The organism is Nostoc sp. PCC 7524, assembly GCF_000316645.1.
Lineage (GTDB): Bacteria > Cyanobacteriota > Cyanobacteriia > Cyanobacteriales > Nostocaceae > Trichormus.
In genome coordinates, this window is the sequence record NC_019684.1 from 2,422,842 (window position 1) to 2,438,415 (window position 15,574).

Sequence of the window (15,574 nt, forward strand, 5' to 3'; positions counted from 1 at the left end):
CTAGCTTAAAGCCCAACCTTTATTCACCTGTTACTGGGTTGATTTTTATTACAATGTTTGGCTCAGTTCCTTCTACCCTAGCTCCCGAAAATTGGCCTTTTAGTCTGGAATGCTTGCCACAACCAGCTTACATGGTAGGTGGTGCGGTGCGGGATGCTATTCTCGGTAGAACTCGTGAATATTGGGATCTTGACTTTGTTATACCATCAAATGCTGTGCAGGTAGCCAGAGCGATCGCTCGACGTTACCAGGCTGGTTTTGTTTCACTCGACTCAGAACGTCAGATTGCCCGTGTGGTGTTTCCTGATGCTACGGCTGACTTTGCTCAACAGGAAGGCGAGAGTTTAGAGACTGACTTGCTCAGAAGAGATTTTACAATTAATGCGATCGCCTACAACCCCCACACCCAAGAAATCATCGACCCCTTACATGGTTGTGATGATTTACAGTTGGGTGTATTGCGAATGGTATCACCAGGCAATTTACAAGACGATCCTTTACGTTTATTGCGAGCCTATCGCCAAGCATCTCAACTAGGTTTTACCATTGAGCCAAATACCCAAAATACTATCCGCGCTTTAGCAACGCAGATATGCCAAGTAGCGGCAGAACGTGTCAGGGTAGAAATTGGTTATTTGCTAGCCAGTTCTCAAGGTACACCTTGGATAACCAAAGCTGGGGAAGATGGCTTACTGACTTCATTCTTTAAAAACGCCACTCCTGAAAGCTTTTGCCAAATAGCAGCAGTTGATCAAGTCGCTACCATACTTGCACAACACTGGCCACAACTAGATGTAGAAGTGCAACAACCAGTCCGTGATACCGTCAAAACTACTTGGCTAGGTATTGCTAAACTCGCTTGTCTTGTCCACCCCAATCCAGCCGTTGCGGAAATCGAACTACAGGAACTCACCTATAGCCGGGCGGAAATTCGAGCTATTACCACTGCTCTGAGATTGTTCCCTCAGCTAAAAACAGCTAATACTGTAAGAGAACAATATTTTTTGTTCCAAGAAGCAGGGGTTGTATTTGGATCTACAGTTGTTGTAGCCTTAGTAAACGATACTTTGGTAGAGGCGATGTCTGGCACCAATCCATTCCGGGTATACGCACCATTGATCAGCCGCTACCTTAACCCTGATGATCTGGTCGCTCATCCCACTCAGCTAGTAAGTGGTAAAAATATAATGATAGCATTAAATATCCCAGCATCGCCAGTAGTAGGTCAACTGCTGAAAGAGATTGGTGTAGCACAAGCTGAGGGGAAAATTTCAACGCCAGAGGAAGCTATAGAGTTGGCGAAGAAGTTGCTCACCATTCACGATATAACTTTTGGGCATGAAACATAATTTCTTCATTGGGTAGGCGAATCTTCGCTGGTTGGCGAGGATAAGAGGTTTCAATGGCGCGTGTATCTTGCTCTATCACTGTTCCCACTGCACTTAACACAAAGCGTCCTAGTAGTATTGTTAAAACAGGGTGTTTGGGTTTGCTGTAGACTAAAACGAAGCTTTTAGTTTGGGTTGCAGTTTCTGGGTACAATACATGAACTTGCAAAACTTCTCCTATGGGGAAATCAGCCTGAAAAGTTGTCAGTGCGGGAAAAGCATATTCTAATGTGGCAGTGTAAGTTTTGGGTGCAGTGAGGATAACAGGATTGCGGAGGATATCATTCCAGGTACTATCTTCACGATCTAGTTCTTGTACAACTTTAGCCCAATATCCGTCATGCTCAAATACAGGGATGCGATTGGCTTTAATGCCGAATAACTCCCGGTGTGTACCATTTTGATGGTTGTAGTCATAATTGATTGATATGCTGTTCAAAAAAGTACCCTGAATACTTTTGTCTCCTGTGACTCCTAAAAAGCTCATACCTGCGCTGACTTTGGGGATGAGATCCGGCACGGGAATTTTAGGAGCATAACCGCCGTATGTCCAAATACAATCATCTTTAATCACAATTTCCAGAGGAGTTAGCAGAGGTTGACTGCTCCCTTTACCGGAATTGTGTAGTCGCCCCTGCTCATCAAACTCTAGGGCATGGAAAGGACAGGCAATTGTACCCCTGTCTTGACAAATCCAGCCATCTGATAACGGTGCTTGCATATGAGGACAGACGTTATCGAGGGCAAAGACTTCACCTTGTTGATTTTGCCAAAGTACATAGTCTTTTCCATTCAGGGTAATTTTATAGGGTTTGTTAATGCCCAACATGGAACGATGGGCAATTAACCAAGGTGCGCCCGGCAGAATTGCTTCCATAGGAGTCTCCCAAGGATTGTGTAAGTAGGTATGGAGAGATCGCGATCGCTAGAGTAAAATGTGACAAAAGTTTCATATTTAATTTTTAAAATACGACACATTATTCACATTTGTCAACTCAGATCGTGTCCAAACCAGAACCCACCCCCATGCGCCGTCAACCCAAGCAAAAACGCTCTCAAGAACGAGTAGAGAAAATTCTCCAAGCAGCAGCAGCAGTTTTTGTGGAAGTGGGATATGAAACTGCAACTACCCACATGATAGCGGCGAAAGCTGAAACGGCGATTGGTTCGCTATATCAGTTTTTTCCCGATAAATTGGCAATTTTTCATGCCCTGGAAGCTCGTCACATGGAACAGGTGACAAAGATTAATGCTGAAATTATGCAGTCAGCAGACAAGCAAAAGCCATTGTCAGAGTTTATTGAACACATGGTGAATACCTATGCAGAATACTTTGAAAATCCCATGCACCGTGTCGTGTACATCCAGTATTTTGTTGCGCCGGAGATGTTTCAGCTATTTGATGACAGCTTTAATCAGCAGTTGATTAAACAACTCGCAGCCTTTTTTCGTGAGTGGAATCCTGAGTTGGCAGTCGAAAAAAGCGAATTTTTAGCAGAAACAGTTCACATATGCTACAACGCTTTACTACTCAATGCTTTACGCCAGGATAAACACGAAAGACAAGCCCGTTATGCAGAAATTAAAGCTTTATTAGTCGCATATTTGACTCCCCACACACAGCAAGGGGCGCATCAGGTAATGAAAGTAATGATATGTCCTTACTGTCATTCATCCCGATTATCTAAAAATGGGCATCGTCACGGGAAGCAACGCTATCTCTGCAAAGACTGCGGTAAACAGTTTTTAGAAAAATCTGGCTGAATTAAACCCAAAATTCTGGTTGAATTAAATCAATTGCGATCGCCAACAGATTAGCAAAGTCCAACTTGTAAAATAGCATCCAAAACTGAACTTGCTCCCGCATTCGCTCAACACCGCTAGCAAATATCACTCGTCTAGCCTGTATAACTAGAGATAACCAGGGGTAAGTCTTGCGAATCAGTCGAAACCATAGATAGCAAGATTTTTTCAACATAGAATTAGGCTTTAAACGGCTGAATATTCAATTCCGCTTGCCATTGGGATAAAGGTTTTTGCCAAGCTTCTTCCCACCTTTGAGCAAATAAGGGCTTGGCATTTAATCCCATCATCCAGCCTTGGGCAATAGTTTCGAGAAGTTGCGGTAAATCTTCGGGAGTCAGCAAAATCATACCTATCAAAGCATTAGCAATTAACATCCCCGCCAAAGGTAGACGAAACTGCGCTAAATAAAATGCCTGTAGTCCTATTTCCTCAATGCTGCTGGCACTAAACCCTGTAATCAGATGCCAAATATCATGAGTTTGTTGCCAACGATACTCAATGTAAGTTGTATCAGAATTGATGTCAATGTCTAAATCAATACGCTCAAAACCCAATTCTTTGAGTCTGGAAGCGTATAGATACCCCAAGGAATCAGGTGGAAGTTGCAATAGTTGCTCTAAATCATGGGCTGGGGGACTATACCGCTCTTGGATTAAACTTGCTACATCAGGATTAAGCTGCATATCTTCCGCAGCCAGTTCAAAAGCACGGCTATGAACTAAAATGCTACTCAGTTCATCAACTGCATCTAGACTGTCTTCTGTCGTGAGTAAGGTAAAAAAGCCTTTCATCGCTGTCAAAAACTGGAAATTCAACTGTCGTTGTACTTCCGAATCAAGTTTAAGGGGCTGAATAGTTGCAGGGTTGAGGGTTGGCATGACAAAAACTCCTGAAGAGGTCATAATTAATATGAACAACGTTCATGTTTATAGAATATGAACACTGTTCATGTTTTGTCAAGGGTGAGATGAATGACAGCGAAAAATCCTGCAAAAATGCGCCGTCAACCGCAGCAGATGCGGAGTCAGGAGCGAGTAGATAGTATTTTGAATGCAGCCGAAGAGTTATTTATTGAGGTGGGATATGAACAGACGACGACGCGAGCGATCGCCACTCGTGCTAAAGTTCCCGTAGGTTCGTTGTATCAGTTCTTTCCCGATAAAGAAGCGATTCTCAAAGCCTTAGCAACGCGATATTTTCAACGGGAGTATCAGTTGTTTGCTCAACTACACACACAACAAGCCGAGACTTTACCTGTAGATGTGTATGTTGATAAGGTGATTGATGCCTTTGATCATTTTATGAATAGCCATCCGGGATATCGTGCAGTTTATGAACAACTGCTGAACTTGATGACATATCCAGCAATTGCCGCAATAGATGACTACGAATACCGGATTATCGATGAACTCGCGGCTTTTTTTGGTAGACTAAACCCTAAGCTAGATACTGAAAAATCTCAGGCGATCGCTTTGGTAGTAGTGAAAGTAGTAGGCGATTTGCTCTGGCTAGCGACAAGTCAAAACCCTGAAATGCGTCAACAATTGTTAACAGAAACCAAAATATTAATGTTGGGTTATCTCAATAATTATCTGGGCAAAGATTCCCCACAAATATGAAAATGTAGGCAGAAATTATTTCCACCTACACCTATCTCTATCTTCTCTGGTAGTGAATATCTAAGCAAATAAAAATGCAGCTGTATTAGTAGCAGCAAGATTTGCACCGATATTATCTGCTGTAAACCCAGTTGTACCATTGAGTTCAACTAACAAATCACCAGCACCAAACCCAGAATTGCCTTGTATACCATCACTCAAACGAAACTCAGTAATATTACTAAAAGTTACCACATCAATAGCAACGATACCCTCAAAGCTGAGTACATCACCTCCTACACCTTGAGTAAATTGATACACAATATCCGTGCCATCACCACTGTTATAGACAACGGTATCAATATCACGGTCATTACCCAGGTAGAGTCTATCATCACCCCAGCCACCAACTAATGTATCTTCACCCCTACCGCCAAACAGAAAATCTTCACCTAAACCACCGCGTAGGATATCATCCCCACTCAAACCCCAGAGAGTATCATCACCACCTTGGCCATTAATTACGTCATCAGAGTTATTGAAACCGCGAACAACGTTATCAAACTCATTCAAGAATGTAACTGTATTGCGATTAAACACTCTATTGGGGTTAGCATTGGCATTGATGACATCAAAACTGTCTTGAATTTTGGTATCGCCATCAAACAAGATATTACCTAGGTCTACCCTAGCACCAGTGTTTCGTCGTAGATTATCTAAATCTTCCAGCGCCAAGTTTTGCAGAGTTACCTGAGTACCTGGGATACCTGCAAAGCTAACTTGTAAATTGTTACCATCTTGCAGCAGCAAGAGATTTTCAGCCGTTAAACCAGCACCCTCAAATTGTAAAGTATCAACTTCTGCAACAGTTTCATTTGCAGGATTCACCCCTCGACCAATACCACCAAAATCAGTGATAGTGACAGTATTACCAGGACGAATCACAAAGTTATTTTGACCACCCAAACCACTAGCAATTCCATCAATAATGGTGATTCCGGCGGAGATATTAGCTGGATTGAGGTTGTAATCTTCACCTGAGAGTAGATTCACAGATATTACTTCCTCTGGTTCTACCAAACCATCAGCAAAGGGAGTAACAACTAATCTGGCTTCTGTCGCACCTTCAGAAATAGTGACGCTAGAAACAAAACCAGGTATTGGTCTGATATTGAAGTCATCAATATTAGTTGTTCCTGCTCCGCCAATATTGACATCACGAGAATTGGGGTCTGGGTCATCATCACCAGCTTGGAAATTCACCACCAAACCACCTTCTGGTGCTGGCGCACTCAGTTTAAAGATGAAAGCACCTGGTTCTTGGTTGAGTTCAGAAATGGGACTGGCTGGTTCTGCAAAAACGCTGACTGTGGGTACGGCATAAATTCTTACTCGTGCTACCTGATAACCAGGAGTTGTAAAATCGGCATTAGCAAAAGCACCATTGCCTAAATCCAGGACACCACCGCTACCAGGGGGTAAAAATCCAGGGTGTGCAGTAATATTTCCATTTTCAGGAGTCCCTTGACCAACTTGAGCAGGTGAAAAGGGTAAACTTGGTAGAAGTTCATCATTCACTTCTGTACCTGCATCCCAAACTTGATCCCCAGTAATAATGAAGTCTGCACCGATGAAATTTCCTTCGCTGTCAAAAATTTCAATCGGGTCTTGGTCAGCAATGAAAGCATCGTTACTAGGAAAGTACATTGCTGCGTAACTAAAGAAGCGGTTACTAGCAGGGTTTTGGATGGTGAATGTCTGTGTACCTAATTCTCCTGGTGGAATACCCAAGGGGTTATCATCGGGGACGATGATACTTTGGAAACCATCGGAACTGTTAGCGAATAAACCTGCAATGGTTTGGGGAAGAATAGGAATATTGACTAAATCAAGATTCTCAAAGGAAGTACCTTCGTAGCTGGGATAGCCTGGGGTTAGTCCTTCCAAACCGATGAATCCTTCCTCAGCCACAATTTCTATTGCGGAAGAAGCTGGTTGACCAATATCGAAGGTGTTGAAGCTACCATCATGTAACCCAAACCAGAAAGGTGTGACAATACCGCCTTGTTGTGGCGCGAGATTCTCAACTACAACTCTAATTTGCAATGGCTCGCTGGGGGGAAGTTGTCCTGCTTGGAATTGTCCGCGAATTTCTCCACCAGGGAAGCGGTTAGTGTGAATATTCCAGTAAAGCCCGATATCTTCATTGGGTTGGGCGTTACGAATTTCACTCACAAAGTTACTCAAAGGAAGACTCGCGTTGTCGGTCTGTTCCCAAATACCGGAAAGGGTGACAGAACCATCGGCGTTTTTTACAATCTCTAAATCATCGGCATCTTGAGCGCCAGTTAAATTAAAAGCTAGGGGGCTGCTGTCTTCCCGTCCGCCATCGTGGATGTGAACCATTGTCACATCATCACCTGTATCTGGAGTTTGGGGGTCAGTACCTAATAAATTCCCAAAATCAAGACCAGAGATGGTGAGGCTATATTTGAGTGCATCACCAGTTTCGTTGAGGGTAAATTGGGATATACCGGTGGCTGTAGAACCTGTAAATAAAGGTCTTTCTTGTGTTCCCGTCAACAGAGATGATAAATACACAGGTTCAGCCACAGGAAAAACAGGATTTTCCGCAAAGACACGAATTCTGGCAACTTGATATCCAGGGGTAGTAAAATCTGCGTTGGTAAATCTAGAGTCACTTAAGATATTGCCACCAGGAATAAACCCTGATGCTAAAGTCACTACACCATTTTCTGGTGTGCCAGTGTCAGGGTTCTGCTGTCCAAAAAAGGCAGTATTTGCTGGAATTTCGTCATTAACTTCTGAGCCAGCATCGAGGACATTGTTACCCAAGACAATGAAATCTGTCCCAATGAAATTACCTTGGTCATCGAATATCTGGTGAGCGCGTTCATTCCCGTTAGCGATGAAGAAATCATTGCTGGGAATGATCATAGAAGCATAGTTAAAAAAGCGACTGGTGGGGTTTGTACCGTCCAGTTCCACGGTAAATGTTGCTGTTTCACCGGGGTCGATGGGGCCTGGTGTATCTTGTGAACCAGGTATTACCCCTTGTACTTTACCAAATCCAGATAGATCAAATTCCTGAGAAATTAAATTAACTAAACCATCTTCCGCTAATCTTTCCAACCCAGGAGAAACAGGTCTACCTCGGTCATAGGTATCAAAAGTACCATTATGAAAGCCAAACCAAAGAGGTGTCAGGAATGTGCCTTGCTCTGGGGCGAGGTTTTCAATCGATACAGTGACTCGATTAATTGCCATAAATCACCTACTATTTGATTAAATTAACTAATTTGTCTGATTTGAGTAGCATTGATAACTGGAAGACAAAAAAATAATTCAGCAGTTTTGCTGAATCTTAGTTAGCTATTGCAGTCTTGGATTACTTGGTTTATGTAGCTGACCAAAGTAATTTTGCGGCTATTAAGTATATAGGTCGATACATAAAAGTTAAGTATTTTGAGTTAAGTTGCAACACTTAACTTTTCAGTAACTCTCAAAGATATATTGCATCCGAAAGTTGTAATTTAAGACAACATAGCCACAATTCACTTCGATAATTTATCTTAATTATTCACGGATTCACAATTAATTATTTCCCTAACTTTACTTAGGTTATACCCATCGACACATTGAATTTTAACTAATAAATTAAATGTGTACTGAAAAACAAGTCAGTTCAAACCATTTATCTGAAACTCAAAAAACCTAGTCAATATAAAGGAGAATCAACATGGCATCTGTAATTATCGAAAGAAACAAGAATAACGTCCCTTCAGACCAAGATATCAAAACAGCAATGGCTCAAAGCGGAGGAACTGTTACTAATATTGAAGCAGATAAATCTACCAAAAAAGTAACTTTTGCTGGACAAGTCAATCACAATAAATTTCAAAATAATTTAGAAAAAGTTGCCAATGGCAGTAAACAGAGTTGGAACTTTTTTTGGGCAGATGCTGAATCCTCAATTGTTCAATTTCCTAAAATAACTCTAGAAACTGCTGTGGCTACCAATTACTCTGTCAGCATTAATATGGAGGATAAAACTGTTGAGGCACTGTCTAATAACGGCTACATTTTGTACGCCTTCAAAGCTGTAAAAACTACAGCAAAAGGTTCGCCAGTAGTTTGGTTTAAGACAACTAACTATGGCTTGAACACCCAAATATCGTGGTCGGAGGAATACGAGGCTTATACCTCCAAAACTGACATCAAGCCAAATGCCTTAATTATTGACAGTAACTCTTATCCTATTTCCCTCGACAATACCTTGAATATTACGAGTCCAACTGGAACTGGAAGTGTTGACACCAGTAAAGGTACACCCGGTGCTATTAACATTCACAATCAAACATCAACTCAATTTACCACTGGTATCTCACAAAAACTAGGAGACGGTACTGTTAATCCTCTATGCGCCTTTCCTCTGTTTGGCAATATGTTAGATATCATTGCTCCTCTTGAGAAAGTCGTGCTAATGTTCTCTACAACACCAGTAAATACAGGTAGCGTCATCGAGCAGTCTTTCAGTCCTGCCATCCTGATTGATTTAACAGGAGAAAATTCACGGACTGTATCTTTTGATATTAATAATGGTTGGTCTTGGGGTGGCGCGCCTTGGGGACGAAACATCCCAGCTAGTGGAGATCTCGTTCCGTTCCTGATTGAATCTGCTACCGCTAACTCTTCTATAGTCAATAATCACTTAATAGCACTTCACGAGCAAAGAAGATTGGCATAAGCCGAACAAAGATTAGAGTAAATCTCAAGTTTGAAGCCAAGACCACTCAACCGTCTTGGCTTCAGACTTGGAATAAATTAAGATAAGTTCCACAGCTTCCCGTAAACTTACTCTTGCTTCTGCCAAAGTTTTCTCTTAGACATTTGCTCCTGGTAATTCTTAGATATAGCCAATATACCAGTCGTCTATCTTCTCAAATACAGCAGTGAAAGAGTTTTCCATACTTGTTATTTCCACCTTGTAAATTATTTCCTAAACTGTCACTCCTTCTAATTGTTCATCTGTCAACTCATACAATTGACGCAACTTATCTAATTTATCTGTATCAGCTTGCCAAAAACCACGCCCGTGGGCTTCTAACATTCGGCTGACAATATTCCGAAAAGCTTCGGGGTTAGCTTGGCGTAATTTCTCCGCCATTTCGGGGTCTAAAGCATAGGTGTCTGCGGCTTGGTCGTATACCCAATCATCTTTAAAATCAGCCGTGCCACCCCAACCTATTAAAGCTGTCATACGTTGAGAAATTTCAAATGCACCGCCTGAACCTTGATTCGCCATCGCCTCGGCCCATTTGGGATTTAGCAGTTTGGTGCGGTATTCCATTCTGAGTAAATCATCTAGGTTGCGGGGTGTGGTGTCTTTGGAGAAACTTTCCACAAAGCTAGCAGTAACTTTCTTACCGCTTCGTTGTTCTGCGGCTTTTTTCAGTCCGCCTGTGTTGGCGTAATATTCCTGAATGTCGGTTAAACCATATTCTACCGAATCGATTTCTTGGACGATGCGATCGCTTGTCTGTAATAACTGGTTTAATACTTCTGGTCTAGCTTGGCCTTTATCTTGTCTTCCGTAGCTAAAGACGTTGCGACTTTGCCAAGTTTTACCTAATTCATCACCAGATTCCCAGTTACCATCAACCACTCTATCATTAACTAATGAACCAAAATCACCGGCTGGGTTAGAAAATAATCTGGCGGAGGTATTTTCTACACCTTGCGCCTTTAAAGCTAAGGCGTGTTTTTTAATAAAATTCTGGTCTTCAGGTTCGTCAGCTTCCGCCGCCCTTTGGAATAAATCATCTAACAATTCGATGATATTAACAAAACTATCTCGGAAGATTCCTGATAAATTACCTAACACATCAATGCGGGGATGTCCTACTTCAGATAAGGATTTCAATTCATAACGAACAATTCGCCCCGTCCCTTCTTTCACAGGTTCAGCACCTACTAATTCTAAAAGAATTCCTAACGATTCACCCTTGGTTTTAATGGCATCTAATCCCCACAATAAAACTGCGACTGTTTCGGGATATTTACCATGTTCTTGTAAATGCTGACTGATAATTTTTTGACCAATTTCTCGTCCCCGTTCATAGGCGGCGGGGGAAGGCATTCTATAGGGATCTAAAGCATGGATATTTCTGCCTGTGGGTAATACTCCTGCACCATCTCTTAATAAATCACCACCAGGTGCAGGGGGGATAAATTCACCGTTTAATCCTCGTAAAAGATTGGTAATTTCATCTGTGGTTTGCATCAACAAATCTTTGATTTGCTGTGCTTCTTCTGGATTTTTTGGTTGTTCTTGACCAAAATATGCTTCAAGATAAGATGCTAGTTCTTCTTCATTTGGAGGTTCACCTAATATATGTAACCCAGAAGAAAATAAGCGAGTTTCTAAAACTTGCAAATACTCATACAACTTCACCAGATAATCATCAAAGGCATGGGCGCTAAACATTTTGATATTTTCTGGAGTGAAGGGAATACCCAATTTTTTCGCGTCTTCAAATGGGCAATCGACATCTAAACCAGTATCGACAATCTTTTTACAAATGCCTTCCTTGAGGACATAATTCTTTTTCGGGTCTTCGCGATATTCTGAAATTAAATCGCGCAGGGCGACCAATTCTTTATACAAACCTGCCCGACCATAAGGCGGGACGTTGTGAGAAATTAACACCCCATAACCGCGCCGTTTAGCTAATATCGACTCGGACGGATTATTGGCAGCATATATATATAGGTTGGGTAAATCTCCTAATAAGATATCAGACCAAGAATAACCTGTATTTCCTAATGGTGAACCGGGCAACCATTCTACTGTTCCGTGCATTCCAAAGTGAATTACAGCATCGGCTTGCAGTTCATTTTGTAACCATTTATAAAAAGCGGCGTATTGGGGATGTGGTGTTAAGTCACGTTCAAACATTAACCGCATGGGGTCGCCTTGTATTCCCAAAGGTGGTTGTATACCTATCCAGACATTTCCTAACTGCACACCACCCACATGAAGTTCATCACCGTAAGTTTTAATTCCGCTTCCTGTTAAAGATTTCCATTGTTTTTCAATACGCGATGTGCGGAGATATCCCAACCATTTTTCTAATTTTCGAGCATTAACAGTAGTGGCTGAACTTGGGAAAGGTTTATTAATTTCCCATCTTTCCATTTCTTCGTCAATTTCTCTCACTTGGCGAATTAATTCTTCGCCGTCTTCGGGGATATCGCCGACGTTGTAACCCTGGTCTTTGAGGGCGTGAAGTAATTTAATTAAACTGCGGGGAACGTTTAATAATGCAGCCGTACCCACTGCACCATAACCAGGAGGAAAGCCATATAAAATAATGGCAATTTTGCGTTCTGCGGGGGGTGTTTGTCGCAGTTTCACCCAGTTTTTTACTCTCCCAATGAGACGCTGTACCCGTTCGGGAACTAAATATATGTCTTCACCCACTAAACCGCCGAGGGGAACGGTATCAATTGCGCCGTCTAATTCTGGTAAGGCGTACAATACCACACTTTGCAAACCACCCACGCCTTGACGTGTCCATGAGTGGATGTCTTGAATTAACAAAGGTGCGGCGACGATGTAAGGAACGTTTTTGGCGGTGAGGATGCGTTTGGCTACTTCTACTTGACGACCGGCTTCCATTGAACCGGCTGGGCCACCGACGAGGGGAAAGCCTATTGTAGAAACAATTGCATCTACTTTGACGGCTTCTTGGGAAAGTGAGGGGGTTTCTATTTTTCCTTGTTGGCGTTGTTGCAGTTCGTAGTCGGTTGTAATCCAATCTCGTACCGCTACGTGTCCTTCTACGCCGTTGATGAAGATGGGTAAGGGTATTAAACCGGCTTCCTCAAAGCGGCGAATGAGTTGGGGAATATATGGTTGTTTGGTGATGACGTGTTTACGGTAGAGGAGGATGGCGGTGATGGGAGGGCAGGGGGCAGGGGGCAGGGGGCAGGGGGTAGGAGGTAGAGGGCAGGGGGCAGGGGGCAGGGAGCAGGGGGAAGAACGCTTTTGATACCATTCTAGGTAGGCTTTGGGTGATGTGAAAAAGCCTTGATAGTCGGGGTGTAGTAAACCTATGTTGGGGGTTTCTATGGGTGGGGGGATTTCGCCGACTTTTAAGTCTAAATATTTTTCTGCTAGTGTCCAAAATAAGGCGGCGACGTTTTCTGTGCCGCCGGCGTTCCAGTAGCCGTAGATAATTAACCAGTTGCGTAAGTCTTGGACTTTCTGCACTGGGACAAATTTTAGGAGTTTAGGGCCAATTTTTAAGAAGCTAATATAACCGGCTAGTTTGTCTTCTTCGCGTCCGTTGCTGAATTTGTCGAGGATGAATTTAACGGGTTTGGGCATTCCTTTGGGTTTGTCGCCGATCGCAAATGCACCGATTTGAGTTAAACTCATCAGTTCTAAGGCTGACTCGAATACTAGGCGGATGGGAATTTGACTGATGCGATCGCGCAGCCACAAAACTTGGTCATAATCAAAGATGAGACTACCAAAAAACACATCCGCGCCTTGGAGTGCTGCTTCTACTTCTGGGCGAATGCTTGTAATATCGCGATCGCTAAATACTCTAATATCTAAGTCAGGACAGCGAGATTTGGCCACAATTGCGGCCTTTCTGTACAAGTCAGCGTTAAATGATTCAAACCCAGCAATCAAGACGATGCGTTTCATGCCTGTCAGTTAAGAAATATTTCTTTACTTTAAATTCTAAACTTGCTTGCGGGTTGATGGTTGAATATCTACCTAGGGAAGTGCTGAGTAAAAATCTCATTCCCCACTCCCCACTCTCCACTCCCCATTCTTAAGCTTTTGGCATTTTGGCACATTCTGTACTTTTCCGGTTGGTATTGTGAGATTCGCGAATGTCTTTGTGCGACAATACCGACTTGCAGAATCCCTCGGTTAACTACCGGGGGTCTTTTTTTCTTTTCCTGAGAATATATAGAAGTTTAGATAGTTTTTATTAGAAAAATTTACAAAAAATTACCTCCGGGTCGGACTCCTCAGAGGCAATTATCAAAGACATTGTAATTGTGAACTAATCTAAAACTAAATTTATCTTTTTAATCGCATTGATTCCCTCCATCTACAGAAACAATTAAGGTTAAGTTGGTTAGTATTAACCGTACAAATTATGAGTTATTACGGTTGTTTGGAACGTAATTTATATTTTTAATTTTCAGTAATTCTCACAGTTCACTAATAGCGATCGCTTCCATTACAAGAGTTGGCATTTTTATCAATCTCAGAATTTAGTAACTAATCTTTCAATCTACCTCAAGGCTATAGAATCGTAGTCCAAAAAATATTCTTAATGCCTATAAATACCTATTGATACTTATAGCAATCCATGAAAATAAAAATTAATATATATAAAAAAAATCTAAATATTATCTTTTGATGATTAAATCTTAACTCCTCGTTATTTTTTACTTGTCTTGTTAAGTCAAGATATAAATATTAGCTTAATGTCAGGCTTTTTCCAGTCAGAGGTACAATAAGAATAAGATGCCAATGGCTGTTGCCTAGGCTGACCATGACAGCAAGTTGTTTTCGCCCAATCGCTTGCCCCTTGGGTTAAGTTGATGTGCTGTAGTGGTAGAAAAAGGGCAGCATATCGGCAGAGGGGATATCTCGTAAAACTTGTTTTGACAAGAGTTACACCAATTTGAGATTTTGGGTTAACAGTGTTGATTAATTACCTGTGCCAGAAACTTCCCAAAATACTCACTATCTAATTTGGTGTGTTAATTACTCTGGGTCATTAAACTTTGGAATCTACGCAGTGAACACAATTTGAGTGTGTTTGTGTCAAGTAACTGCATATTATTTTTGGCCGTGCTGAACAATCAGTACGGATGATCTATTGTCAATTGTGCCAAAAGCCTTGCCCGATTTAAAATCCAGAGGAATCAATGACTAACACTGGTTTTACCAAAGTCAACAATACATATAGACCCCTTGCTGAAGAACCTCACCTACCAGGGAAAATTCAGATAAAAAATGGCAACAAACATGAACCCTCTAGACAGCGACAACCTAGAGTTGATGATTCTGTTGCTAATGACTTGAATCGTGGTCGAGTAGCTATTTTTATCGATGGTGCTAATCTATTTCATGCTGCTTTGCAACTTGGCATTGAAATTGACTATCTCAAATTACTCTGTCGTTTAACTTCAGGTTCACGGTTATTGCGTGCGTTTTTCTACACTGGTATTGATACATCTCGTCAGATTCCCACTCGTCCACGTACAAATGATAAGCAACAAGGCTTTTTATTTTGGATGCGTCGTAATGGCTATCGTGTAGTGACAAAAGACGTACAGCTAACAGATAGCACCAAAAAACCCAATTTGAATGTCGAAATTGCTGTAGATATGATCACCTTGGCTCCCTACTACGATACGGCTGTTTTAGTGAGTGGTGATGGAGATTTATCATATGCTGTCAATGCTGTCACCAGTACAGGTGTGCGAGTGGAAGTTGTGAGTCTGCGAACCATGACTAATGACTGTTTAATAGATGTTGCTGACTATTTTCTAGACCTCGATAGTATTAAACAGCAGATTCAAAAAGACTCCCATCTGGGGTATAGCTATCGAGCATTGTCTAATTCCAATCTGTAGTTCTTAAGGACTTACAGATCAAAAAATATCCAAAATGTAGGGTGCGTCAGTATGAATAATTTCTTGCTACAGCTAGTTTTTCTCGTA

10 protein-coding genes are annotated in these 15,574 nt (G+C 41.8%); 5 read left to right on the forward strand and 5 right to left on the reverse strand.

Going from position 1 to position 15,574, the window contains the following annotated elements; all coding sequences use genetic code 11:
* Nucleotides 1–53 precede the first annotated feature (53 nt).
* Nucleotides 54–1,349 (forward strand): CCA tRNA nucleotidyltransferase, encoded by a 1,296-nt coding sequence (locus NOS7524_RS09590; protein ID WP_015138283.1) that lies wholly within the window; start codon nucleotides 54–56, stop codon nucleotides 1,347–1,349.
* Here NOS7524_RS09590 and NOS7524_RS09595 read toward each other — a convergent pair.
* Nucleotides 1,312–2,265: a Rieske 2Fe-2S domain-containing protein gene (locus tag NOS7524_RS09595; RefSeq protein ID WP_015138284.1), complete on the reverse strand. Its 954-nt coding sequence runs from the start codon at nucleotides 2,263–2,265 to the stop codon at nucleotides 1,312–1,314. The two genes, NOS7524_RS09590 and NOS7524_RS09595, sit on opposite strands and share 38 nt — an antisense overlap.
* 125 nt (nucleotides 2,266–2,390) lie before the next feature.
* Here NOS7524_RS09595 and NOS7524_RS30605 point away from each other — a divergent pair, with 125 nt between their 5' ends.
* Nucleotides 2,391–3,152, forward strand: a complete 762-nt coding sequence (locus NOS7524_RS30605; RefSeq protein WP_015138285.1) for a TetR/AcrR family transcriptional regulator — start codon at nucleotides 2,391–2,393, stop codon at nucleotides 3,150–3,152.
* Nucleotide 3,153: 1 nt separating this feature from the next.
* Here NOS7524_RS30605 and NOS7524_RS09605 read toward each other — a convergent pair whose 3' ends face one another.
* Nucleotides 3,154–3,366, reverse strand: coding sequence for a hypothetical protein (locus tag NOS7524_RS09605; RefSeq protein WP_015138286.1), 213 nt, complete (start codon nucleotides 3,364–3,366; stop codon nucleotides 3,154–3,156).
* Between the two features lie 4 nt (nucleotides 3,367–3,370).
* On the reverse strand, nucleotides 3,371–4,072 hold the full coding sequence (locus NOS7524_RS09610; RefSeq protein ID WP_015138287.1) for a Coq4 family protein: 702 nt from the start codon (nucleotides 4,070–4,072) through the stop codon (nucleotides 3,371–3,373).
* A gap of 93 nt (nucleotides 4,073–4,165) precedes the next feature.
* Between NOS7524_RS09610 and NOS7524_RS09615 the strand changes: the two genes are divergently transcribed.
* Nucleotides 4,166–4,813 carry a TetR/AcrR family transcriptional regulator gene (locus tag NOS7524_RS09615; protein ID WP_015138288.1) on the forward strand — a complete coding sequence of 216 codons (648 nt, stop codon included), beginning with the start codon at nucleotides 4,166–4,168 and terminating at the stop codon, nucleotides 4,811–4,813.
* A gap of 60 nt (nucleotides 4,814–4,873) precedes the next feature.
* On the opposite strand, the gene NOS7524_RS27780 is transcribed toward NOS7524_RS09615, so the two are convergent.
* Entirely contained in the window at nucleotides 4,874–8,080 is a 3,207-nt protein-coding gene (locus NOS7524_RS27780; protein WP_015138289.1) for a spondin domain-containing protein, read from the reverse strand.
* A 472-nt stretch (nucleotides 8,081–8,552) separates the two neighbouring features.
* Here NOS7524_RS27780 and NOS7524_RS09640 point away from each other — a divergent pair, with 472 nt between their 5' ends.
* The gene (locus NOS7524_RS09640; RefSeq protein ID WP_015138290.1) at nucleotides 8,553–9,560 is read left to right on the forward strand and encodes a hypothetical protein; all 1,008 of its coding nucleotides are present in this window, start codon (nucleotides 8,553–8,555) and stop codon (nucleotides 9,558–9,560) included.
* A 252-nt stretch (nucleotides 9,561–9,812) separates the two neighbouring features.
* Here the strand turns inward: NOS7524_RS09640 and bchH are convergent, their stop codons facing one another.
* Nucleotides 9,813–13,532, reverse strand: coding sequence for a magnesium chelatase subunit H (gene bchH, locus NOS7524_RS09645; protein WP_015138291.1), 3,720 nt, complete (start codon nucleotides 13,530–13,532; stop codon nucleotides 9,813–9,815).
* Between the two features lie 1,244 nt (nucleotides 13,533–14,776).
* On the opposite strand from bchH, the gene NOS7524_RS09650 reads away from it, so the two are divergent.
* Complete coding sequence (locus NOS7524_RS09650) at nucleotides 14,777–15,487, forward strand: LabA-like NYN domain-containing protein (protein ID WP_015138292.1); 711 nt, start codon at nucleotides 14,777–14,779, stop codon at nucleotides 15,485–15,487.
* The last annotated feature ends 87 nt before the right edge of the window (nucleotides 15,488–15,574 follow it).